The sequence below is a fragment of the Gemelliphila asaccharolytica genome (genome assembly GCF_001553005.1).
Lineage (GTDB): Bacteria > Bacillota > Bacilli > Staphylococcales > Gemellaceae > Gemelliphila > Gemelliphila asaccharolytica.
Genome location: NZ_KQ959858.1, coordinates 13,057 through 37,401 on the forward strand (window position 1 = coordinate 13,057; position 24,345 = coordinate 37,401).

Genomic DNA, 24,345 nt, shown 5'->3' on the forward strand with positions numbered 1-24,345 from the left:
TTTCTTACTCTATATAGAATTTTTTTTCTTTATGTTATATAATATATTATTATAATATTATACTTAAGAAAGAGGGGTTTTTGATGTTACAAATAAGTATATTATTACCGCTTCTTGCGATTTTTATAATACCTTTAATAAGGAAGAAAATTAGAAATGTACATTTGGGATATTTCGTTTTCTTTATTCCATTAGTTATATTTGTTTATTTTGTTAGCAAAATAACAACTATTTATAATGGTAATAACATAATTAGCAATTTAAATTTTGCTTCTAATGTTGGACTTGATTTGAACTTAAAACTAGATGGATTATCATTACTTTTTTCTCTTCTTATAACAGGAATTGGTACACTAGTAATAATATATTCTATATTTTATATGAATAAGGAAGATAGTAAATTACATAAATTTTACATATTTCTTATGATTTTTATGGCTAGTATGCTTGGAATTGTCTTATCAGATAATATGCTAAGTATGTATATGTCTTGGGAGTTCACTTCTATTTCATCATTCTTGCTAATTAGTTATTGGCATGAAAGTGAAGTTTCTAGAAAAGGGGCATTAAAATCTCTATTAATCACAGTATTAGGTGGACTTTGTATGCTAGTTGGAATCTTTATTATCAGAGAAATTACTGGAAGTTTCAATTTAACACAAATAATTGATTTTTACAAAAATACAAGTGATAAATCTAATTATACATTTATTGCAATGGTGTTACTTATTATTGGAGCCTTTACAAAATCAGCACAATTCCCATTTCATATATGGCTTCCTGATGCTATGGCAGCTCCAACTCCTATAAGTAGTTATCTACATTCGGCTACAATGGTAAAAGCAGGAGTTTATTTACTTCTTAGAACTAGTATTATTTTTTCTTTAAGCTACAAATTTAGTACTATACTAATTATTTTTGGTACTTTAACAATGCTTATAGGATCTATAAATGCTGTTTTCTTAAAAGATTTAAAAGCTATATTAGCATATTCAACAATAAGTCAATTAGGTATGATGATAATTATGATTGGTATAGGTAGTTTAGGACTTTATAATAATCAAAATGTTATTTATACTTTTGCATTTTATGCAGTATGTTTTCATATTCTTAATCATGCAGTTTTCAAAGCATGTTTGTTTATGATTGCAGGTATAATAGATCATACTGTTAATTCTCGTAATATATCATTAATAAGAGGAGCGAAAACTTTTTTACCAATAAGTTTTATTATTAGTATATTAGCAGCATTATCTATGGCTGGTGTTCCTCCATTTAGTGGATTTTATTCTAAAGAATTTTTCTTAACCGTTGTTTATCAACTTGCTAATATAAGTAGTATTTATTATTTAGTAATATTATTAATAATTATTGCTTCTATTGGTACTTTTGTATATTCAATTATTTTAGCTTTCAAACCTTTTTTAGGAAAATTCGATGATGCTATTTTAAAAGATAGAAAATTACATAAACCTTCTAAAGGATTTATTATTTCACCATTAATATTAGCTATATTAACTTTAATAAATAATTTTTATAAAGACTATTTAGTTATACCAGCTCAACAATCTATAGTCTATAATAAGCAATTTATATCTAATATTAAACATAATAATTTAATAACTACAGAACTTTTAACATCTATAGTAATTATTATTTTAGGTCTGTTAATATATTTTACATTTGCAAATAAAAATAAAATTTATAGTTATAATCCAGTAATAGTTAATATTCAAGAATTATATAATAAAGGTGGCTTTATTATTCATAGTGTATCTAAAATTTTACATGATAATTTTGTAACAAATAGATTAAGAAGAAATATGAGTTATATCTTCTTATCCCTATCAGCAACAATTATTTTCGGCTACTTTTTCTTAGATAAACCCAAGTTAATTGGTAACTTTTCTAAGATACATTATATGAATATTATAATAGCAATAGGAATTATTGTTTGTTGTATTGCACTATCTAAGATGACAAATAGAATTGCTATAATAATGACATCTTCTGGTGTTGGTTTTATGATGACAGCACTATATGTAACATTTAGAGCACCAGACCTTGCTATGACTCAATTTGTTATTGAATCTATATCAACCATAATATTTTTAATAGCTTTCATATTACTTACAAAAAACACTAAACATATTGAAAAAATAACCTTTAAATTTACTAATGCTTTTATAGCGATAATTACAGGTATTAGTTTTATTATTGTAGGACTTGTTTCTTATGCATATAAAAATCCTTCAATAATAAGTCCATTTTATAGTAACAACGTTGTTCCTTCTGGTGGAGGAAATATAGTAAATGTTATAATCGTGGACTTCAGAGGATTTGATACTCTATTTGAAATAACTGTAATGAGTATGGTAGCATTAATTATTTATTCAATGTTCAAAATTATGAAAAAAGGAGAATTTAAAAATGAAAACTAATGAACTTATATTGAAAACATTAGCTGGTATTATTTCCACATTTATATTTTTATTATCTCTTTATTTATACTTTGGAGGACATTTTGCTCCTGGTGGTGGCTTTGTAGGAGGATTATTATGTACTATGGCACTTAGCCTTTTAATGTTTACATATGGAATAAATAAAATAAATAGTATTTTAAAAATAAATTACATATATGTGATTGCACTAGGACTTGTCTTTTCTATATTTACAGCAATAAGTGGAATATTTTTTGGAGAAAATTTTTTCAAACATCACTTTACACATATACACTTTCCCCTAATAGGTGAAGTTGAGCTTCATACAGCTGCACTATTTGATCTTGGAGTTTATTTTGTAGTTGTGGGAGTTTTAATGACTATTATCATATCATTTGGAAAGGACGGAAAATAATATGGAATTTTATATGATAATTCTTTGTGGCATCCTAGTCAGCTTTGGAGTTTATATGATGCTTTCTAAAAGTACTATAAGGATTATAATTGGAGTTGGACTTTTTAGCCATGCAGCAAACCTTATAATACTAATTTCTGGTGGACTTTATGATGGAGCTATCCCTATTATTTCTGAATTGGGAAATAATTATATTGACCCTATCCCGGCTGCACTTATACTAACTGCAATTGTTATTGGATTTGCAGTAACTTGCTTATTAATTTCTATTTACATATCTAATTATAAACTCAAAAATACAGATGATATAAGTATTTTAGAAGATATAGACTATATCAAGGAGGTAAATAAAGATGCTTAGTAATTTACCTGTAATACCTATAGTTATTCCTCTTCTTTTTGCAGCAATAACAATATTTTTTAAAAATAATACTGTAAAACAAAGACAAATAACTTTTGTAGCTACATTATTAGTACTTGCTAGTGCTATTTACAATACTATAAAAATTTATAAATATAAAGCTCTTATTTTAGAAATGGGAAACTGGAAAAGTCCATTTGGAATAACATTAACTCTTGATGGAATAAATAGTATTTTAATTTCTATCTCGTCATTTGTATTCTTAATGACTTTAATATATTCGTTTAAAACTGTTGATATAAACACAGAAAATAGTTTCTTCTATACTGGATTTTTACTTATAATGGTAGGAATCAATGGAGCTTTTACTACAGGTGATATTTTTAATTTATTTGTTTTTTATGAAATATTATTAATGTCATCATACCTACTTCTTTTAGTAGGAACAAAAAAAGAACAAGTTAAATCGTCAATAAGCTATGTTCTTATGAATGTTTTTGCAGGTAGCTTATTTGTAATAAGCGTAGCATATTTATACACAATAGTTGGTAGTCTAAACATGGCTTATATTTCTAAAACCATTTCATTATTACCTGATAAAAGAGGAGTTTACCTTGTAGGTGCTGTGATGATTTTTGTTTTTGCCATGAAGGGGGCTTTATTCCCTCTATTCACTTGGATGAATAGAGCATATGCTGCACCTCCTATTGGTGTGTCCGTAATATTTGCTGCTCTACTAACAAAAGTAGGATTATATTCAATCATAAGAACATACAGCTTATTTTATTATGAATCTAGTTTTATAAAATACTTTTTACTATTCTTAGCAACAATATCTATAATAGCTGGTTCTATAGGAGCTATTTATCAAAAAAATTTAAAACAAATTATTATATTTAACATAGTAATTTCACTAGGAATTATGGTAGCTGGAGCATCGACTTTAAATAATAGTGGCCTAAAAGGAGTAATTTTATATGCAATTCATGATATTTTACTAAAATCTGTATTATTCCTAATAGTTGGAATTATAATCTATATTTGTAATGTAAAAAATATCAAAAAATGTGGACTTATAAATAAATATCCTTTACTAGGATGGACATTTTTTATATCTTCACTTTGCTTAGCGGGTGTTCCTCCATTTAGTGGATTTTATGGAAAAGCACTTATTTTAAGAGGACTTATCGAGGAAAAACAAATTTTAGTAGCTATTCTAGTAGCTCTTTCTGGGCTTATTATACTCTACTCTCTTATTAAAATATTTTTAAATATATTCTACGATAATATAAATAAAACTCTAGAATTCAAGCCTTTACCTAAAATTTTAATGTTCCCTGTTTTGATGCTTTTAGCATTAGCTATAATTATAGGACTATGTAGTAATTTAATAGATCCATTTTTACAAAATGCAACTAACACAATAATAAATCCGCAAATATATATAGACCTAGTACTAAAGAAAGGATAATTCATTATGACAATTCAATTTTTAATAAATATATTTTTTGGAATTCTTTGGATGTTCTTTGCTAGTACATTTAGCCATGAATACTTTTTTATTGGATTCTTTTGGGGAATTATAGTAATCTGCATCTTTAGAAAATATATGCCAGGAAAACAATTATACTTTATCTACTTATATAAATGGATAAAACTTATTTTATTATTTTTAATAGAATTACTAAAAGCTGATATAAGTGTTTTAAAACTTATGTATAAACCTAAACTAGATGTTAATCCTGCTATTTTTGAATACCCTTTAGAAATCAAGAAAAATTGGCAAATAGTTATGCTATCAAATATGATAACTTTGACTCCCGGAACAATAACAGTCAATATAAGTCACGACAATTCAAAACTATTTATACATAGGTTAGATACAGAAAATATCCAAGAAGAAATACTTGCTATAAAAGAAACATTTGAAAAATCAATATTGGAGGTAAGCTAATGGAAAAAATATTAAATATTACTATACTTTGTGGTATTTTTATATCGTTTATTATGATTATTTTTCTTTTATACTATATGGTTAGTAAAAAAAATATATATGATAAACTTATTGCAAGCGACCTTATAGCTATGCCGTTAATATCTTCTATCGTTTTAGTAAGCATGTATTACAAAACACTTTCTTATATTACATTAATACTCATTATATCTATAATTTGCTTTGTTGGTACCGTGGTTACTACCAGATTTCTTTCTCGCAAGGAGGTTTTAAACAATGATAATAAATAAGATAATAACTATAATAATTATCTTTCTTATAATACTAGCTATTATAGCTATGGTGAGCACTATATTAGGTTTTATAAGATTACCTGATGAAATATGTAAATTACACGCTTCAGGTGTTACAGGATCTTTTGCTGTCGAATTAATTTTAATAGCTGGATTTTTATTCTTTTATAAATATTTAAATACCTTAGAATATAAATTAATATTAGCTATTATATTTATAATATTAGTTTCTCCTATAACAGCACATATGATATCATTAACGTCTATTATTTATAAAAATAATGCTTTTTTCAAAAGAAAAAATCAAGTTGATAATTTGATTAATGATATAAAAAAATTTAATAATAAAGAAACAAATTAAAATTTTAAAATAAAAGTTCCTTTTAGGGAACTTTTTATTTTAAAACAATATAAACTACTAAACTACTTTAAAATTTTAATTTATATATTAATTATTTATAATTTTTAAAATTCCATAAAAAGAAATTTATTTTCTAATACTAAACAAAATTAGTGATGTAATTGACTAATACAAAATAATATAGTATTATCATCATATAAATATTTAATAATTTAAGGAGATTTTCCATGAGAAAATATTTCGGAACTGATGGTATAAGAGGAATTGCCGGAAAAACTCTTACAGCTGAATTAAGCTACAAAGTAGGAAGAGCTTTAGGACATCTTCTTATTTCTAAAAAAGATAATCCAAAAATAATTATAGGAAAAGATACTAGAATTTCTTGTGATATGATAGAAAATTCATTAGTATCAGGATTAACAAGTGTTGGTGTTAATGTTATGATAGCAGGTGTAATCCCTACTCCAGCTATTGCTTATTTAACTGGAATTTTGAACACAGATAGTGCAATTATGATATCTGCATCGCATAATCCATATCAAGATAATGGAATAAAAATATTTACAAAGGATGGATTTAAACTTACTGATGAGGAAGAATTAATTATAGAAAAACTTATAGATGATCCTACAATTATAAAAAATCAAATAAATGATAAAATTGGAAAAGTATATTCATCACTTGAAGTTTCACAAAAATATATTCAACATATTAAACAAGCAGTCAATACAAACTTTGAAGGTATAAAAATAGCACTAGATTGTGCAAATGGTGCAACTTCATCCATTGCTCCATTTGTCTTTGGAGATTTAGAAGCTGATATAGAAACTATTGGATGTATGCCTAATGGTACTAATATAAATGACAATGTAGGCTCAACGAAATTAGATACATTAAGTGACTTTGTTAAAAACAATGATGTAGATTTTGGTTTTGCATTTGATGGTGATGGTGACAGAGTTTTAGCAGTAGATAATGAAGGAACACACATATGTGGAGATAAAATAATGTTTATTATTGCTAAATACTTAAAAGAAAAAAATAAACTTAAAGATAATATGGTAGTTTCTACTGTAATGAGCAACATAGGATTTTATAAAGCTTTAAAAAATATTGATATTTCATCTATTAAAACTTCAGTAGGAGATAGATATGTTGTTGAAGAAATGAAAAAAAATCATTACTCACTTGGAGGAGAACAATCTGGTCATATCATACTTTTTGATTATGCATCTACTGGAGATGGAATACTAACATCTGTTTTTTTAACATCTATAATAAAAGAGAAAAAAACTACCCTTAAAAAATTGGCAGAAGAAGTAACTATTTTTCCACAAAAATTAATTAATATTAAAGTTGAAAATAAAAATGAAGTTATGAATGATAATGAAATATTAAATGAATACAAAAAAATAGGAGAAGAATTAAAAAATAAGGGGAGAATTCTTCTAAGACCTTCTGGAACAGAAAATCTAATAAGGGTTATGGTAGAAGCGGAAACGGATGAAATGGCAGATTTATATTCAAATAAACTAGCTCAATTTATAAAAGAAAAATATTGTTAATAAAAAAATTAGTAGTTAATAAATTAACTACTAATTTTTTTTATTTACTTTATTTTACTATGTTTAGCGGAATATAAAAAGTATATTAATAATCCCACTACTATCCATATAATAGTTATTAACCACGTTGTTAAAGTTACACTATATAGTAATGCAGCAAATAACAATATTGCTACAATAGGAATAAATGGCATAGCAGGAACTCTAAAACTTCTTTGTGCATCAGGATGAGATTTTCTAAATTTAATTGTAGAATAAGCAACTAACATAAATGCACATATTGTAGCCACATTAGCTATTTCTGACAGTTGTGCTAATGGTAAAAATCCTGTTAATACCGCTGTTAAAATTCCTACAATTACTGTCATTATATTTGGTACCTGATTTTTATTAACATATGTCAATTTTTTTGGTAATAAACCATCTCGTGCAATTGTAAATGATATTCTTACACTCGCATACATAAATGACAATACCCCAGCTATTAGTCCTATACTAGCTCCAAGTGAAACAATTCCAGCTACTTTTGTTTGACCTATTTGATGTAATGAATAAAATAACGCATTACCTGTTCCTAATTCTGAATAATGTACTGTACCAGTTAAAACTAATGATACCAAAATAAATAATGTTGTACATATTACTAATGTTAATAATATTCCTCTAGGTAAAGTTTTTTGCGGATTTATAGTTTCTTCAGCAGATGTTGATATAGCATCAACTCCTAGAAACGCAAAGAATACTATTGTAGAGGCAGCCATTACTCCTCCAAAACCTGTTGGTGCAAAATTACTAGTCCAATTAGAAGTGTTTACATAAAACGCCCCAACTACTATAAATAGAATAACTATACCTATTTTTATAGTGGCAAGTAAATTTGTAACAAACTTGCTTTCACTAGTTCCTCTTAATAAGAGTAACATTAAGCATAATGTCATAATTATAGCTGGAACATTCCCAAATCCGCCTTCACTAGGAATAGTTACAAATTCTTTTGGAATATTCAAACCAAAACCAGATAATAATGACACAAAATATGCAGACCAACCATTCGCTACTGCTGCTGCTGTTAGGATATATCCTCCCAATAATGTCCACCCTATTACATAAGCTATTATCTCACCTACTGATACATATAAATAAGTATATGTACTACCACTTGATGGAATTGCTGAAGCCATCTCAGCATAACACATAGCAACCAATGCACAAGCAAGTCCTGCCAATAGAAATGAGAAAATTACTGCTGGTCCAGCTGCTGCTGAAGCTATACCAGATAATACCATAACACCAGAACCAACAATAGCACTAAGACCAAATAACACTAGGTCGAATGTTTTTAAAGTAGGTTTAAGTGTTTTCTTTTTATTTTCCTGTAGGATACTTTCTAAATCTTTTTTCCTAAGAATATTCATAGTTATCTCCTTCTATTGTATACCCACACACACTCATTATAATATATAAATTATTTTTTGTAAACTATAAAATAGTAACAGATAAAAAATATTGTTTCTTTATTAAGAAAATTTTTTAATAAAATTATAAAGGGTTTTCAAGTGTACTGCTGTAGCACCTTCTTTATGATATTTTTGAGGAGTTGTTCTGAATGCTGTTCCTGCTATATCTAAATGTATCCAATCTGTATTATTACATAAAAACTCTTTTATAAACAGTCCAGCTGTAATCATTCCAGCATTTCTTCCTGCTGAGTTTTTTATATCAGCTATTTTGGAATTATTTAATTTTTTAAATTCTTCATCTATGGGCATCAGCCACACTTTTTCTCCGCTATTATTAGTTTCATTTTTAAAATCTTCAAAAAATTTTTTATTGTTTGTTAAAGCTCCTGTATAGGTTTCTCCTAGAGCGACTAAACACGCACCTGTTAAAGTAGCTATATCTATTATTTTTGTAGCTTTTAAATTTTTGTTTGTATAATATACTGCATCAGCTAGGGTTACTCTCCCCTCTGCATCAGTATTATTTATTTCTATAGTTTTTCCAGATAATGAATAACATACATCACCAGGTTTATATGATGATCCACTAATCATATTTTCACATGCTGCTACCACTGCTACTACATTAGCTTTGACTTTTCTTTTGGCTATCAAATTTATTGCTCCTATTACAGTGGCTGCACCTGCCATATCAAAATTCATATTTTCCATGCCTTTTGTCGTTTTTATTGAATATCCCCCACTATCATAGGTAATTCCTTTACCTACCAAACCATATATTTCTTTACTAGAATTATTATTCATATATTCCATAACTATAAATCTAGGTTCCCTTATTGACCCCTTTGCTACTGATAAAAATGCATTAAGTCCAATTTTTTTACATTGTCTTTCGTCATATATATTTACCTTTATACCATTTTGGGTAAGTCTATCATTACAAATATTAGCTAATGTTTCAGGATATAAATACTCTGCTCTTTCATTAACTAAATCTTTAACAAAATATATTTCACTCATTATATCTTTTGTTTCTTTTAAAATATATAAAAATTCTTTTTCACTTATATTAGTTTTAATATTTATTATAATGTCTTTTTTTTCTTTTTTAGCTGTTTTATATTTATCAAATTTATATGCACCATAATAAAATCCCTCTATAGCAGCTTTTATATATTCAATATCGTCCATTAATGATACTGTAAATATATATTCTTTCTTAGATACTAAATAATTATATAAATTAAAGTAAGCTTCTCTGTACTTATCTGCTGTTAATTGTTTTTTTAACCCTAAACCTAAAAGCACTTCTTTAGTAGAGTTATAAGGTAAATTAGCATAAATATCCAAAAATTCACAACTAAAAATATCATTTTCTTTTACATATTCATACAAATTACTATTTAAATTAAATTTAGAATCTGAAAAAGTTTCTGTTACTATTACACCATCTATTTGATTGTATCTAAAAATCATTATATTCTCCTACATATTATCTATTATTTTTTTTACTATCTCTTTAGCTTCTATTATTGTATCCGCTAAATTATTATTTTTCATCAGCATTCCTGTTAAATACATATTAGGATAATTTTCTGAAATATGTTTATTTATCTTATCTATATTTTTCTGATAATCTTTATTTATCATAATATTATCTTCAATTTTTTTTGTTAAAAATATATCTTTATATTCAAAATCACCATGTATTTCTTTTAACTCATTTATTAAAATATTTATTATTTCTTTATCACTTTTTAATAGTAAATTTTTAACTTTATCCTGTCTTTTAACGTAAATTTTTATTATATCTATATTATTTACTTTTATTTCTGTCCATTTATTAGTAAAATATTCAATATTTGTTATATTTTTATTAGAATTTTTATTAAAAATAATTTCTCCTATACTTGTATTTAAACTTATTTTCCCTTTTTCACATATGATAGTAAGAAGAATACCAGAATTATAGCTTAAATTTTTGTAATAATCACATAATACTCTATCATTTCTAAAATAATGTAAAAATTCTTTATAATTTGTGGATACTATCAAATAATCATATATATACTTATTATTATTAATTGTCAAAACATATTTAGAGTTTATTTTTTCTATTTCTTCTACTTTTGATTTCAAATCGATAAATACCCTACTTCCAAAATAACTTTCTAAATTTTCCATAATAGAAGTCAGAGTAAATTTAAGTCTATATTCTTCTCCAAAATAAATATCTCCATCTTTTTGTTTATTGTACATATTTTCTAAAATTTTATTTAATTTCTTGTTCTGTATTGCAATTAGAGATAATTCTTGCAAAATTATAGAAAAATTTTGATTGGATATGTCACTACCATAATAACTGGTTAATAAAGGTTCTATGACCTTATAATAAACATTTTTATTAATTTTTTTTAAAAAGAATTCCTCTATTGTGATAGAATTTATATTTTTTATTTTCTCATCTTTATATAAATTGAATATTAATGATATTTTTTCTAAGATAGTAAATACATTGCTATGTAACAATTCTATTTTATCTAAGGGATAAGAAAAAAACATTTTTTCTGGAAAAGTTTTTATTTCACTATTATCATATATTACTTTCATTTTTTTCTTGCTTTTTATTAGATATTTATATAACCCTAATTCTAATATTAATTGAAATAATGGTCCTACATTTCTGACAGAACTATACCATCCATTATCATATATTTCTTGACCATATTGGAATTTACTAAGATTACTTTCTGAAAGATGTTCTTTTTTTTCTATTATATTAATATTAAACTTTTTCGATTTTGAATTTAATACTCTATCCAAAAAATACGCAACTGCTACTGCAGAAATATTCCCTCCAATAATTGCTATATTTTTCATAAACCTCTCCTATAAAGATTTTTTCAATAAATATTTTATTAATCCAATATTTACTATATAAACAATAAAAATTACTACACAATTTACGACAGAAAAATCTACTATTACTAATACTATAGAAAGTATAGCAGAAAAAATCATAACTATTCTTTTTATTATCAAAATAAAACTTTTTAATTTTAAATGTTCTTCAATTGGCAAAATATGGCACCATAATATATTATTAAATTTTCTATACATTGGAATCAATTGAATTATAGACAAATAACTAAAAAATACTATAATAACTGAAGATACATAAATATTTTTAAAAGTTGCTCCTACGAATAGCATCACAACTAATAACCTTGCTAATAAAAAAACTGTATTTTGTTGTCTTAAAAAAGATCTTAAATAATAAAATTTATATGCGTTATTACTATTAAAATTTTTACTATCTAGTTTTTTTAGTAATATGTCAAAATATTTTCTTCTTGCTACCTTGACAGTTTTTATAGGTACATCAACAAACATATTTATAAATTTTAAATATTTTTCTATTCTATTGTTATCGTATTTTGCAGCATTTTCCCAATTTATATATTTTTCTAATTTTCTATTAAAAATTAAAAATAGTAATATAGATAGTATAAAAAATGGAATAAATATATCTATAAATAATAAATTTATTAAAATAAATAAATATATTAAAAAAATTATAATATTATCTTTATTATTTAAATGGTCATAAAAAACCTTATAAAATTTATAAAATGTTAAAAATATAGTTGATATTAACATAGATAAAAAATAAAATATTATTTTATACTCAATTCCTAAAACATGAATTATAGGATATGAAACAAAAATAAAAATTATAATTAAAAAAAATTTTTTAGAAATAGTATTTAATATAATACTTTTTATTATACTTTTATAATTTTCTTCTTGAGGAAGTAAAAATACAGAGTCGGCATCTTTTATATAAGTTTTTACTTTTATTGTTGTTAAAATATATATTAACAATATTTGAATTATAAATATTACTGAATATAATTCTAACTTTGTTGAGTTTTTTAACCAATTTGAATAATTAAATATAATTGCTCCTACTAATATAAGTAAAAACATTAATAAATGCGAATTTAATATGTATTTTGTATATGCTAATCTTTTTTCTTTTTCTTTTTTTATTCTTAAATTTAATATTTTTTTTATTTCATTCATAATTACTCCTCAGTTGTTAGTGAAAGATATATCTCGTCTAACGAAGAATTTTTCATATTAAATTTATTTCTTATTTCTTCTAAACTCCCACTAGCTAATATTTTCCCATTATGAATAATCACGAAATTATCACAGTATTTTTCTGCTGTTGCTAATATGTGTGTAGACATCAAAATACTTTTTCCTTTATTTTTTTCTCTACACATAAGTTCGATAAGATTATTTATAGCTATAGGATCTAATCCTAAAAATGGTTCATCTATTATGTATAAATTAGGTTCTACTAAAAAAGCACATATTATCATCACTTTTTGTTTCATTCCCTTAGAAAAATATATAGGCAAAAGTTTCTTTTTATCTTTTAATTTAAATATTTCTAATAATTTTTCTGCAGTTTCCCAAGCCTTTTTCATGTCTATTCCATATGCCATTGCAGTTAAATTTATATGTTCTTCTAAAGTTAATTCTTCATATAATATAGGACTTTCTGGTACATAGGAAATACTACTTCTATATTCTTTTAAATTATCTTTTAAATTATAACCATTTACCTCTATTTTTCCCTCCATGGGTTTTAATAAACCTAATATATGTTTTATTGTGGTACTTTTACCTGCACCATTTAGACCTATTAATGCTGTTATACTACCCTTTGGTAATGAAAAAGTAATATCTTTTATAACAATTTTTCTGTTATATCCCCCAACTAAATTTTTAATGTTTAACACAATTTTTTCCCTTTCTTATTTTATTTAATTCTACTAATAAATTATCTACTTGTTTTTCGGTATTCTCCCTTGTTCCATTATTATCTATAACAAAGTTTGCTAATTTTTTTTTATATTCTGATGAATACTGCTTATCTATTCTTTTTATTGCTTCTATATATGTTATATTATTTCTTTTCATTAATCTATCTATCTGTTTTAACTTATCTGTATAAACAACTAAAATGAAATCTGCTAAATCATCAAATTTTGCTTCAAAAAGTAATGGGATATCTAAAAAAGTAATATTCTCAGATTTTGATATTTTTTTCAATATTTCTTTTCTTATCATAGGGTGTAAAATACTGTTTAATTTGTTTAATTTTTCTTTATTATTAAAAACAATATTACCCAATTTTACTCTAGATATTTCTTCTTTTTCAAAAACTTCTTCTGAAAATTCTTTTTTTATATATTTTTTTACTTCAGGGTACAAAATTATGTCGTGTGCTATTTTATCGGCATCTATAACTTTATATCCTTTTTTTAAAAGATAATTTGTCACCGTACTTTTACCACACGCAATACTTCCTGTTATAGCTATAATCATATTTTCCCCTTCTTCTTTATTTATAAAATTATTTTATCATACCCCTTTCTTTTTTTCTATAATTTTCTGTATTATATACTCATCTATAAATAACGAACAATAGAAATTTAAAATTTAAAAAAATATCAACTACAAAGAACAACTATTTTTTGTCTTTTTCATTGATATTTATTATTTTATTTTTTAATTATAATCGTTTATTGACAATTTTATTGTATAATTTTTTTCTTATTAATTTTAATAAATTATTTTCTATATTAGACTATTACAATTTTTTATTATTTATTTTAATTTTTTTTTGGTAAAATTATATTTAATAAAATACCACTAATTGCGGCTAGTGCCATTGAAGGTAATTCAAAATTTATACTATTAAATTTTAAAACTGCTCCTCCTATTCCTAAAACTATAATAACAGAAGAAATAACCAAATTTCTATTTATGCTTAAATCTATATTTTTATCAACCATCATTCTTAATCCACTTGATGCTATTATTCCAAATAGTAATATCGATACTCCTCCCATTACTGGTGTAGGTATTGTTGATATAAATGCTGAAAATTTTCCTATAAAGCTTAGAATTATAGCAAATATAGCTGCTCCAGCTAAGACAAAAACTGAAAATACTCTTGTTATTGCTAACACCCCTATATTTTCTCCGTAAGTTGTGCTAGGAGGACCTCCTAATAGTGAAGCACACATCATAGCTAAACCATCTGCCAATATAGATTTATGCAAACCGGGATTTTTTATAAAATTTTTCCCTACCACTTCTGACAGAACAATTTGATGACCTATATGTTCATTTATAGTAACTATTGCAATGGGCACCATAGCAAAAACGGCTAAATTAAATGAAGGCACATAATTAATGAATGGTATAAAAAATTTTGGAAATTGAAACCATGGTGCTTCTATTATAGGAGTAAAATCTACTATACCTACCAAGCATGATACAATATAGCCAAAAATAATTCCTAATAACACTGGTATTAATTTTGCAAAACCTCTAAGAATCACACAACAAATTATTGTTATGAGTAATGTAATTATAGCTACTAAAAAATTTTGTAAACTGTATTCTTTAGTGCCATTTATTGTTCTATTCATTGCCATATCTATAGCAGTTGGAGCCATTCCTAAACCTATCACTATAATAATGGGTCCTACGACCACTGGTGGTAACAATCTTAATAGCCAATCAATACCAAATTTTTGTATGAATAATGAAATAATACCGTAAACTAAACTTGCTAAAAATGCCCCCATCATAGCTGTCTGCAAATTATTAGAAGTTGATAGTGAAATAATAGGATTTATAAATGCAAAAGAAGACCCTAAGTAAGCAGGTATCTTCCCTCTTGTAATTATAATATATATTAAAGTTCCAATACCTGATGTAGCTAAAGCGACACTAGGAGATAATCCTGTTAAAATTGGCACTAATACAGTAGCACCAAACATAGCAAATAAATGTTGTAAACTTAATGTTATCCATAATAATAACTTTGGTTTCTCATTCACATCTAATATTGGTTTTATTTGAGTTGTTTTGCTCATTAAAAACTCCTTAAATATTGATTTTTATATTTAAAAATTTCAAAAAAAAGATTAGCATATGTAATATCCAATTGCTAATCTTTTTTAAAAAATTATTTAATTATTTCTGTTACAACACCTGAACCTACTGTACGTCCACCTTCACGAACTGAGAAACGTGTTCCTGTTTCTATCGCGATTGGTGAAATCAATTCAACTGTCATTGTTACATTATCTCCAGGCATTACCATTTCAGTTCCTTCAGGTAAAGTAACAACACCTGTTACGTCAGTTGTACGGAAATAAAATTGTGGACGATAATTTGAGAAGAATGGAGTATGTCTACCACCTTCTTCTTTTGATAGTACATATACATCTGCAGTAAATTTAGTATGTGGAGTTATTGATTTTGGAGCTGCAAGAACTTGTCCACGTTCAACATCTTCACGAGCTATACCACGTAATAATGCACCAATATTATCTCCAGCTTCTGCGTAATCTAATAATTTACGGAACATTTCAACACCTGTAACTGTTGTTGATAATGGTTCATCTCTAAGACCAACTATTTCTACAACATCACCAACTTTAACTTGTCCACGTTCAACACGTCCTGTTGCAACAGTACCACGTCCTGTGATTGAGAATACATCTTCCACTGGCATCATAAATGGTTTAGCATTATCTCTTTCTGGAGTTGGGATGTATTCGTCAACGACTTTCATAAGTTCAACGATATCATCTTCGTATTTTTCATCGCCTTCTAATGCTTTAAGAGCTGATCCTTTTATTACTGGTACGTCATCTCCATCAAATCCATATTCTGAAAGTAATTCTCTAACTTCCATTTCTACTAATTCTAATAGTTCTTCATCGTCTACCATGTCACATTTGTTTAAGAATACAACAATTTTAGGAACTCCAACGTTTCTTGATAGTAAAATATGTTCACGAGTTTGTGCCATAGGACCATCTGTTGCTGCTATAACTAAGATAGCTCCATCCATTTGAGCAGCTCCAGTAATCATATTTTTAACGTAGTCAGCGTGTCCTGGACAGTCAACGTGTGCATAATGACGTTTTTCTGTTTCATATTCAATATGAGAAGTATTGATAGTTATACCACGTTCTCTTTCTTCTGGTGCATTATCAATCGCATCATATGATTTAGCTTCACCTTTCCCTGATCTTTTTGCTAATACTGTTGCTATTGCAGCAGTTAATGTAGTTTTACCGTGGTCAACGTGTCCGATTGTACCAATGTTAGCATGCGTTTTGCTACGGTCGAATTTTTCTTTTGCCATTTTTTATTCTCCTTATTGTTTGATTTATATTTTCTTAAATTAACATATTTCTATGATAATATTATTTTATAATTTTAAATTTTATTTTGCAACCTTAAAAATAAAATTTATTGTAATTATCCTTTATTTTTTTTGATTATTTCTTCAGAAATTGATTTTGGAACTTCTTCGTAATGATCAAATTTCATTGAATATGTACCTCTACCTTGAGTAGATGAACGAAGTGATGTAGCATATCCAAACATTTCTGCCAATGGAACATCTGCTGAAACTACTTGAGCATTACCTCTTGCTTCCATTCCATTAACTCTACCTCGACGAGAAGTAATATCTCCCATAATATCTCCTAAATATTCTTCTGGCATAACTACTTCTACTTTCATTATTGGTTCAAGAATAACTGGATTACATTTTTTAGCTGCTTCTCTAAGTGCTAATGATGCTGCTACTTTAAATGCCATTTCAGAAGAGTCGACATCATGGTATGAACCATCATATAATTTAGCTTTAACGTCTATTAATTCATATCCAGCTAAAACTCCATTTGCCATTGAATCTTTTAATCCTGCTTCTACTGCTGGAACATACTCACGAGGAACTACACCACCAACAATTGCATTTTCAAACTCAAATCCAGCTCCTGGTTCGTTTGGTGTGAATTCAATCCATACATCACCATATTGTCCACGGCCACCTGATTGACGTGTAAATTTACCTTGAACTTGTGCTGATTTTTTGAAAGTTTCTCTATAAGAAACCATTGGTGCACCTACAGTACATTCAACCTTGAACTCTCTTCTCATTCTATCAACAATTATATCAAGGTGAAGTTCACCCATACCTGCAATAATAACTTGTCCAGTTTCTTCATCAGTTCCCGCTCTAAATGTAGGATCTTCTTCTTGTAATTTTTGAAGTGCTGTTGTCATTTTATCTTGATCTGCTTTAGATTTTGGTTCTACTGACAATTGAATAACTGGTTCTGGAAATTCCATTGATTCCAATATAACTTCATTTTTTTCATCACAAAGTGTATCCCCAGTTGATGTAGCTTTTAATCCAACAGCTGCTGCTATATCTCCAGCATAAACTTCTGAAATTTCGTTACGTGAATTTGCGTGCATTTGTAAAATACGTCCTACACGTTCACGTTTTCCTTTTGTAGAATTTTTAATGTATGAACCTGATGATAATACACCAGAATAAACTCTAAAGAATGTCAATTTACCAACATATGGGTCTGTCATTACTTTAAAAGCAAGTGCAGAAAATGGTTCATCATCAGAAGAATGTCTTTCTACTTCTTCACCTGTTTCTGGATCTGTACCTTTTATTGCTGGTACATCTAATGGAGATGGTAAAAAGTCTACAATTGCATCAAGCATTGGTTGTACACCTTTATCTTTAAAAGCAGAACCACATACTACTGGGAAAAATTCAACTTTACATGTTGCACGACGAATTGCAGCTTTTATCTCTTCAACAGATAATTCTTCTCCTCCAAGATATTTTTCCATTAATTCATCATCTGTTTCTGCAACTGCTTCAAGAAGTTTTTCTCTATATTCTTCTGCTTTTTCCATATATTCTTCTGGAATATCTGCTACACGAACTATTTCCCCTTTTTCACCTTCATTATAAATTGCTTTCATTTGTAGCAAGTCTATAACTGCTTCGAAATTATCTTCTGCTCCTATTGGTATTTGAATTGCGTGTGCATTTGCTTGAAGTCTTTCATGGATTGTTCCTACTGAATAAAAGAAATCTGCTCCTGTTTTATCCATTTTATTTACAAAAACTATTCTAGGAACACCATATGTAGTTGCTTGTCTCCAAACTGTTTCTGTTTGTGGCTCAACTCCTGATTGTGCATCAAGAACTGCTACTGCCCCATCTAAAACACGTAATGAACGTTCAACTTCTACAGTGAAATCTACGTGTCCTGGTGTGTCTATTATATTTATACGATGATTTTTCCATTGTGCTGTTGTAGCAGCTGAAGTTATTGTTATTCCACGTTCTTGTTCTTGTTCCATCCAGTCCATTTGAGAAGCACCTTCATGAGTTTCTCCAATTTTATGGATTTTACCTGTGTAATAAAGAATACGTTCAGTGGCAGTTGTTTTCCCAGCATCTATATGAGCCATGATACCTATATTACGAGTATCTTTTAAAGAAAACGCTCTAGTCATGAGTCATTTTTCTCCTTTCATTAAATATTAAATTTTAAATTTTAAATAATAAATTTTAATTTATTACCAACGATAATGTGCAAATGCTTTATTAGCTTCAGCCATTTTATGTGTATCTTCTCTTTTCTTAACAGCAGACCCAGAATTATTTGCTGCGTCAAGAATTTCATTAGCTAAACGTTGTTCCATAGTTTTTTCTCCTCTTAAACGAGAATAGTTAACTAACCAACGTAATCCTAATGTAATACGTCTATCTGCACGAACTTCAATAGGAACTTGGTAATTAGAACCACCTACTCTACGAGCACGAACTTCTAAAACTGGCATTATATTATTTAATGCTTCATCAAAAACTTCGATTGCCTCACGTCCTGATTTTTCTTTTACTATATCAAATGATGAATATAATATTCTTTGAGCAGTACCGCGTTTCCCATCTAACATAAGTTTATTTATTAATTTTGTAACCAATTTCGAATTATAAATTGGATCTGGCAAAACATCACGTTTTGCAACTGGTCCTTTACGTGGCATTATTTTGCCTCCTTTCATACGTTTATATAGCTTTTATATTATTTTTTTTTTCTCTTTTGGTTTTTTAGTTCCATATAGAGAACGTCCTTGCATACGGTCGTTAACTCCAGATGTATCTAATGCTCCACGAATTATATGGTAACGTACCCCTGGTAAGTCTTTAACACGACCTCCACGAATAAGCACAACACTGTGTTCTTGTAAATTATGTCCTATCCCTGGAATATACGCTGTAACTTCGATTTGATTTGATAAACGTACACGAGCATATTTACGTAAAGCTGAGTTAGGTTTTTTAGGTGTCATAGTACCAACACGTGTACATACTCCTCTTTTTTGTGGTGAAGAAACATAAGTTTCTTTTTTTCTTTTAGAATTGTATCCTCTATTAAGTGCTGGTGAATCTGATTTTGCTACTTTTGATTTACGTGGTTTACGTACTAATTGATTTATAGTAGGCATCCAGTAATCCCTCCTTCCTTATTTTTTATTTTATTTCTTTTACCACACATCCAGGTGGTTCATTTGCAAGTAAAAAAATTAAGCTAAACGCTTAAAATAATAATGAAAAGTACTCACATTAAGTATATTATCATATATGTTATTGTATGTCAACATATATTTCAAAATTATTATACATTTTTATATTTCTCTACCTATTCTGTAATTTTTATATAAAATAACCTTTTCTTCTATTATATGTTACCTTTAAATTTTTTATTTTAATCTAAAAAATATTTAATTTGCTTTTTTATTTGAAATACTGCTAAATATGTGTATTAAATAGTATAAATTACAAACATCATATCATAAATGAAAAATATTATAAAATTAAAGGGTAATAAAGATATTCCTCTTAATATCATATATACTATACAAACTATCATATATTAATATTTATTCTATAATTTAACTTAAACACATTTAAACTAAGTAAATTAAATTTAAAAATTCTCTAACCTCGCCTAGTTCAAATTATTAAGATTTACAAATTTATTAAAATTTCACTCTATTCCTTTCTACTCTTTTACTCACCCTTTTTTATCTATATCTCTAAAGATTATATTTTCCCTTTACTTGTATATGTATTCTTCAAAAAAATCTTATCAATAGAAAAAACATTCTTTTTTTTACTATAAATTTTTATTACTAATTTATTTTTACACACCTAAGTATATATCAATGATTACATTTAGCAAAAATATCTTTAATAAAGACAAATACAGTTCATAATTTTAGATATTTTTATGTTTTAATAAAAATAACAAACATACTTTACCATCTATATTCTAATATTAATATTAATCTATAAATAATATATAACTTAATATATTATATTAATATAAAATTATATAAATTGTTTTTTCCGTAATAACTTTTCTTAATTTTTTTCAATAACTTAAATCTCTTCTTTTAAAATTCAATAATAAGTTTCAATTAATTATTAAATTTTAAAACCCTACTTTACTAATAATCAAAGTAGAGTTTTATTATGATGTGTGATATAATTAATACTATCTTATATTTATAGATTATACTGAAAGGATTTATAATGACTACGGAAAATAAAAATATGAACAGTGAAGATCTAAACGATCAAATGAAAGTAAGAAGAGAAAAAATGAAAGATTTGATAGACAAAGGGATTGATCCTTATGGTTACAAATTTGTAAGAACCCATCTATCAGGCGATTTAGTTGCAAAATATAACGATTTAACTAAAGAGGATTTAGAAAAGAAAAATATTGAAGTAACTATAGCAGGCAGAATTATGACTAAAAGAGGAAAAGGAAAAGCCGGCTTTGCTCACATACAAGATTTAAAAGGACAAATACAAATTTATGTAAGAAAAGACAGAGTAGAAGATCAATATGAACTATTTAAAAACATTGACCTTGGCGATATTGTAGGAATTAGTGGTATTCTTTTCAAAACAAATGTAGGAGAATTAACTGTAAAAGCCAATTCATTTATGATATTATCTAAATCTCTTAGACCATTGCCTGACAAATTTCATGGACTTAAAGATGTTGAAGAAAGATATAGAAGAAGATATGTTGATCTTATAATGAATAAGGAAAGTAAAAATACATTTATAACTAGATCTAAAATAATAAAAAGTATGAGAAAATATCTTGATGATAGAGGCTATTTGGAAGTAGAAACTCCTATGATGCATACCGTTGCTGGTGGAGCCGCAGCAAAACCTTTTATAACTCATCACAATGCACTAGATATACAATTATATATGCGTATCGCACTTGAGTTACCTCTTAAACGTCTGATTGTTGGTGGACTAGAAAAAGTTTATGAAATAGGAAGAGCTTTTAGAAATGAAGGGGTATCTACTAGACATAATCCTGAATTTACAATGATGGAACTTTATGAATCTTATGCTGACTTTCACGATATAATGGAACTTACAGAAAATATGGTTGCATACATATGTAATGAAATTCATGGAACTACTAAAATTGAATACGGAGAATACAAAATTGACCTTACTCCTAGATGGAGAAGACTTCACATGGTAGACGCAATTAAAGAAGTAACAGGTATAGATTTTTGGAAAAAAATGTCTGATTCTGATGCTCACAAATTAGCAAAAGAACATGGAATTGAAACTAGAAAAGATATGAAGGTAGGTCATATAATTAATGAATTTTTTGAAAAATTTGTAGAAGATAAACTAATTCAACCAACATTTATTTATGGCCATCCCGTAGAAGTTTCTCCTTTAGCTAAAACTAATAAAGAAGATGGTAGATTTACAGATAGATTTGAACTTTTTATTGTTGGTAGAGAACACGCTAATGCATTTACAGAATTAAATGATCCTATTGAACAAAGAAAAAGATTTATGGAACAAATGAAAGAAAAAGATGCTGGAAATGAAGAAATATATGAAATGGATGAGGATTTTGTTGAAGCACTAGAATATGGTATGACTCCTACAGGAGGTCTAGGTATAGGAATTGACAGATTAGTAATGCTTTTAACTAATTCTCCTTCAATAAGAGATGTTTTACTATTTCCTTATATGAAAAGTAAATAGAATAAAAAAACTACAGCTATTTATGTAGCTGTAGTTTTTTTTTATTTTTAAAATATTGTTAAGATAAACTTGTATCAAAACTCATATTTTTTTACATTTAGTATAAGTATTTATTCTATCCTATACCTCCTAAAATTGCTCCTATTATCAACGCTAGTACTGCTAATGCACAATAAATATATTTTCCTGTAAAATAAAACACAGAGCCTACTCTTTTATTTGCTCCTAAATTTACAGCATTCAAAGCTCTATCTTTTCCATATACCCAGAAGAACATTATTCCTGCTAAAAAGGCTCCTAGTGGACATATATAAATTGATACAAAATCCATCCATGGTGCTACTATACCTTGTATTAAAAGTGCAATACCTCCACCTATAAAATGGATTATAAAAGAAGATACGACCCTATTTAATCTCATTTTTTCTTCTAAATAAGAAACAGATACTTCATATAAGTTGATAATAGATGTTACTCCAGCAAAAAGAATACATAAGTAGAAAATTACAATTAATATTCTACCTCCTATCATAGAATTAATAACATTAACTATGTATATGAATAATAATCCAGGACCCCCTTTACTAAGAGTAGCTCCTCCTACTGCCATTGCAGGTATTATTACAAATGAAGCTAATAATGCTGCTAAAGTATCAAAAATCGCCACATTTTTAGCTGAATAAGGAATATCCTCTTCCTTAGATAAATAAGAACCATATATAACAGATCCATTACCTGCAACTGATAAAGAGAAAAATGCTTGACCAAATGCGTATATCCATAATTTTATATCTAATAGTCCTTTTAAGTTAATTGTAAATATATATTTATAACCTCCCAATGAGTTAGGTTGAAAGAAAATATATATAGCGAGTCCTAAAAATAAGAAAAATAAAACTGGCATCATTACTTTATTAACTTTTTCTATTCCTTTAGAAATCCCTTTTGATAAAATAATAAAACTTACAAAAACAGCTAATACAAGCCAAATGTTAGCTCCAAATGAAGAAGCAGTTTTTCCAAATGTAGAACCAATTTTATCCATATCATTTGAAAAAGAAGTAAGATTACCATTAACTGCATAATAAAAGTATTTAAAAACCCATCCCATTACACAAGTGTAACCTATAGCTAGTAAAAGTGACCCCAATATGGGTATTATTCCTATTATTTCTCCTATTTTCCTACTTCCTTTTTGCTCAGTACACATAGCAAATGCACCAACTGGCCCTGCTCCAGCCATTCTACCTAACGAGAATTCTGCAATAACTCCAGTACATGATATCAATGCAACAAATATTAAATAAGGTATTAAAAATGTCATTCCACCCCATTGTGAAACAAGGACTGGAAAACGCCAAATATTCCCCATGCCTACCGCTGATCCAATACAAGCTAATATAAAACCCCATCTAGAAGCAAAACCGTCTCTTTTTCTTAATTTAATGCTATCTTTCATGAATACC

The 24,345-nt window shown here is 27.0% G+C and carries 21 protein-coding genes; 9 read left to right on the forward strand and 12 right to left on the reverse strand.

Annotation, left to right across the window (positions count from 1 at the left end):
- Positions 1-83: 83 nt before the first annotated feature.
- The 8 genes from mbhE to glmM all read left to right on the forward strand — a co-directional run bounded on the left by mbhE (position 84) and on the right by glmM (position 7,390).
- Entirely contained in the window at positions 84-2,441 is a 2,358-nt protein-coding gene (gene mbhE, locus HMPREF1871_RS00925) for a hydrogen gas-evolving membrane-bound hydrogenase subunit E (protein WP_066128751.1), read from the forward strand.
- Complete coding sequence (locus HMPREF1871_RS00930; RefSeq protein WP_066128754.1) at positions 2,431-2,856, forward strand: MnhB domain-containing protein; 426 nt, start codon at positions 2,431-2,433, stop codon at positions 2,854-2,856. The genes mbhE and HMPREF1871_RS00930 overlap by 11 nt, the downstream gene beginning before the upstream one ends.
- A gap of 1 nt (position 2,857) precedes the next feature.
- Positions 2,858-3,217, forward strand: coding sequence for a sodium:proton antiporter (locus tag HMPREF1871_RS00935; RefSeq protein ID WP_066128757.1), 360 nt, complete (start codon positions 2,858-2,860; stop codon positions 3,215-3,217).
- The gene (locus HMPREF1871_RS00940; protein WP_066128759.1) at positions 3,210-4,688 is read left to right on the forward strand and encodes a proton-conducting transporter transmembrane domain-containing protein; all 1,479 of its coding nucleotides are present in this window, start codon (positions 3,210-3,212) and stop codon (positions 4,686-4,688) included. The genes HMPREF1871_RS00935 and HMPREF1871_RS00940 overlap by 8 nt, the downstream gene beginning before the upstream one ends.
- Positions 4,689-4,694: 6 nt before the next feature.
- The gene (locus HMPREF1871_RS00945) at positions 4,695-5,171 is read left to right on the forward strand and encodes a Na+/H+ antiporter subunit E (RefSeq protein WP_066128761.1); all 477 of its coding nucleotides are present in this window, start codon (positions 4,695-4,697) and stop codon (positions 5,169-5,171) included.
- Positions 5,172-5,248: 77 nt separating this feature from the next.
- Complete coding sequence (locus HMPREF1871_RS06355; RefSeq protein WP_269746034.1) at positions 5,249-5,461, forward strand: monovalent cation/H+ antiporter complex subunit F; 213 nt, start codon at positions 5,249-5,251, stop codon at positions 5,459-5,461.
- Positions 5,448-5,825 (forward strand): monovalent cation/H(+) antiporter subunit G, encoded by a 378-nt coding sequence (locus tag HMPREF1871_RS00955; RefSeq protein ID WP_066128767.1) that lies wholly within the window; start codon positions 5,448-5,450, stop codon positions 5,823-5,825. Before HMPREF1871_RS06355 ends, HMPREF1871_RS00955 begins: the two co-directional genes overlap by 14 nt.
- 227 nt (positions 5,826-6,052) lie before the next feature.
- Entirely contained in the window at positions 6,053-7,390 is a 1,338-nt protein-coding gene (gene glmM, locus HMPREF1871_RS00960) for a phosphoglucosamine mutase (RefSeq protein ID WP_066128770.1), read from the forward strand.
- Positions 7,391-7,434: 44 nt separating this feature from the next.
- Here the strand turns inward: glmM and HMPREF1871_RS00965 are convergent, their stop codons facing one another.
- The 11 genes from HMPREF1871_RS00965 to rpsL all read right to left on the reverse strand — a co-directional run bounded on the left by HMPREF1871_RS00965 (position 7,435) and on the right by rpsL (position 20,286).
- Complete coding sequence (locus HMPREF1871_RS00965; protein ID WP_066128773.1) at positions 7,435-8,805, reverse strand: amino acid permease; 1,371 nt, start codon at positions 8,803-8,805, stop codon at positions 7,435-7,437.
- Positions 8,806-8,907: 102 nt separating this feature from the next.
- Positions 8,908-10,326, reverse strand: coding sequence for a leucyl aminopeptidase (locus tag HMPREF1871_RS00970; protein WP_066128775.1), 1,419 nt, complete (start codon positions 10,324-10,326; stop codon positions 8,908-8,910).
- A 9-nt stretch (positions 10,327-10,335) separates the two neighbouring features.
- A complete protein-coding gene (locus HMPREF1871_RS00975) occupies positions 10,336-11,730 on the reverse strand; it encodes a hypothetical protein (protein ID WP_066128778.1) in 1,395 nt (464 codons plus the stop codon).
- A gap of 9 nt (positions 11,731-11,739) precedes the next feature.
- A complete protein-coding gene (locus HMPREF1871_RS00980) occupies positions 11,740-12,936 on the reverse strand; it encodes an ABC transporter permease (RefSeq protein ID WP_066128780.1) in 1,197 nt (398 codons plus the stop codon).
- A 2-nt stretch (positions 12,937-12,938) separates the two neighbouring features.
- A complete protein-coding gene (locus HMPREF1871_RS00985; RefSeq protein WP_066128783.1) occupies positions 12,939-13,667 on the reverse strand; it encodes an ABC transporter ATP-binding protein in 729 nt (242 codons plus the stop codon).
- Complete coding sequence (gene coaE / locus HMPREF1871_RS00990) at positions 13,651-14,253, reverse strand: dephospho-CoA kinase (RefSeq protein WP_066128786.1); 603 nt, start codon at positions 14,251-14,253, stop codon at positions 13,651-13,653. The genes HMPREF1871_RS00985 and coaE overlap by 17 nt, the downstream gene beginning before the upstream one ends.
- A 287-nt stretch (positions 14,254-14,540) precedes the next feature.
- Complete coding sequence (locus tag HMPREF1871_RS00995) at positions 14,541-15,815, reverse strand: solute carrier family 23 protein (protein WP_066128790.1); 1,275 nt, start codon at positions 15,813-15,815, stop codon at positions 14,541-14,543.
- 92 nt (positions 15,816-15,907) lie between these two features.
- Complete coding sequence (gene tuf / locus HMPREF1871_RS01000) at positions 15,908-17,098, reverse strand: elongation factor Tu (protein ID WP_066128793.1); 1,191 nt, start codon at positions 17,096-17,098, stop codon at positions 15,908-15,910.
- Between the two features lie 116 nt (positions 17,099-17,214).
- Positions 17,215-19,290, reverse strand: coding sequence for an elongation factor G (gene fusA, locus HMPREF1871_RS01005; protein WP_066128796.1), 2,076 nt, complete (start codon positions 19,288-19,290; stop codon positions 17,215-17,217).
- A gap of 63 nt (positions 19,291-19,353) precedes the next feature.
- Complete coding sequence (gene rpsG, locus HMPREF1871_RS01010) at positions 19,354-19,824, reverse strand: 30S ribosomal protein S7 (RefSeq protein WP_066128801.1); 471 nt, start codon at positions 19,822-19,824, stop codon at positions 19,354-19,356.
- 33 nt (positions 19,825-19,857) lie between these two features.
- Positions 19,858-20,286 (reverse strand): 30S ribosomal protein S12, encoded by a 429-nt coding sequence (gene rpsL, locus HMPREF1871_RS01015; protein WP_066128804.1) that lies wholly within the window; start codon positions 20,284-20,286, stop codon positions 19,858-19,860.
- Positions 20,287-21,397: 1,111 nt separating this feature from the next.
- Here rpsL and lysS point away from each other — a divergent pair.
- On the forward strand, positions 21,398-22,879 hold the full coding sequence (lysS, locus tag HMPREF1871_RS01020) for a lysine--tRNA ligase (RefSeq protein ID WP_066128858.1): 1,482 nt from the start codon (positions 21,398-21,400) through the stop codon (positions 22,877-22,879).
- A gap of 115 nt (positions 22,880-22,994) precedes the next feature.
- On the opposite strand, the gene HMPREF1871_RS01025 is transcribed toward lysS, so the two are convergent.
- Positions 22,995-24,338: a sodium-dependent transporter gene (locus tag HMPREF1871_RS01025; protein WP_066128807.1), complete on the reverse strand. Its 1,344-nt coding sequence runs from the start codon at positions 24,336-24,338 to the stop codon at positions 22,995-22,997.
- Positions 24,339-24,345 lie beyond the last annotated feature (7 nt).

Excerpts from the sequence above, each read along its gene's own strand:
- mbhE (WP_066128751.1), top strand. The coding sequence starts at position 84 with ATGTTACAAATAAGTATATTATTACCGCTTCTTGCGATTTTTATAATA.
- HMPREF1871_RS00930 (WP_066128754.1), top strand. The coding sequence starts at position 2,431 with ATGAAAACTAATGAACTTATATTGAAAACATTAGCTGGTATTATTTCC.
- HMPREF1871_RS00935 (WP_066128757.1), top strand. The coding sequence starts at position 2,858 with ATGGAATTTTATATGATAATTCTTTGTGGCATCCTAGTCAGCTTTGGA.
- HMPREF1871_RS00940 (WP_066128759.1), top strand. The coding sequence starts at position 3,210 with ATGCTTAGTAATTTACCTGTAATACCTATAGTTATTCCTCTTCTTTTT.
- HMPREF1871_RS00945 (WP_066128761.1), top strand. The coding sequence starts at position 4,695 with ATGACAATTCAATTTTTAATAAATATATTTTTTGGAATTCTTTGGATG.
- HMPREF1871_RS06355 (WP_269746034.1), top strand. The coding sequence starts at position 5,249 with ATGGTTAGTAAAAAAAATATATATGATAAACTTATTGCAAGCGACCTT.
- HMPREF1871_RS00955 (WP_066128767.1), top strand. The coding sequence starts at position 5,448 with ATGATAATAAATAAGATAATAACTATAATAATTATCTTTCTTATAATA.
- glmM (WP_066128770.1), top strand. The coding sequence starts at position 6,053 with ATGAGAAAATATTTCGGAACTGATGGTATAAGAGGAATTGCCGGAAAA.
- HMPREF1871_RS00965 (WP_066128773.1), bottom strand. The coding sequence starts at position 8,805 with ATGAATATTCTTAGGAAAAAAGATTTAGAAAGTATCCTACAGGAAAAT.
- HMPREF1871_RS00970 (WP_066128775.1), bottom strand. The coding sequence starts at position 10,326 with ATGATTTTTAGATACAATCAAATAGATGGTGTAATAGTAACAGAAACT.
- HMPREF1871_RS00975 (WP_066128778.1), bottom strand. The coding sequence starts at position 11,730 with ATGAAAAATATAGCAATTATTGGAGGGAATATTTCTGCAGTAGCAGTT.
- HMPREF1871_RS00980 (WP_066128780.1), bottom strand. The coding sequence starts at position 12,936 with ATGAATGAAATAAAAAAAATATTAAATTTAAGAATAAAAAAAGAAAAA.
- coaE (WP_066128786.1), bottom strand. The coding sequence starts at position 14,253 with ATGATTATAGCTATAACAGGAAGTATTGCGTGTGGTAAAAGTACGGTG.
- HMPREF1871_RS00995 (WP_066128790.1), bottom strand. The coding sequence starts at position 15,815 with ATGAGCAAAACAACTCAAATAAAACCAATATTAGATGTGAATGAGAAA.
- tuf (WP_066128793.1), bottom strand. The coding sequence starts at position 17,098 with ATGGCAAAAGAAAAATTCGACCGTAGCAAAACGCATGCTAACATTGGT.
- fusA (WP_066128796.1), bottom strand. The coding sequence starts at position 19,290 with ATGACTAGAGCGTTTTCTTTAAAAGATACTCGTAATATAGGTATCATG.
- rpsG (WP_066128801.1), bottom strand. The coding sequence starts at position 19,824 with ATGCCACGTAAAGGACCAGTTGCAAAACGTGATGTTTTGCCAGATCCA.
- rpsL (WP_066128804.1), bottom strand. The coding sequence starts at position 20,286 with ATGCCTACTATAAATCAATTAGTACGTAAACCACGTAAATCAAAAGTA.
- lysS (WP_066128858.1), top strand. The coding sequence starts at position 21,398 with ATGAACAGTGAAGATCTAAACGATCAAATGAAAGTAAGAAGAGAAAAA.
- HMPREF1871_RS01025 (WP_066128807.1), bottom strand. The coding sequence starts at position 24,338 with ATGAAAGATAGCATTAAATTAAGAAAAAGAGACGGTTTTGCTTCTAGA.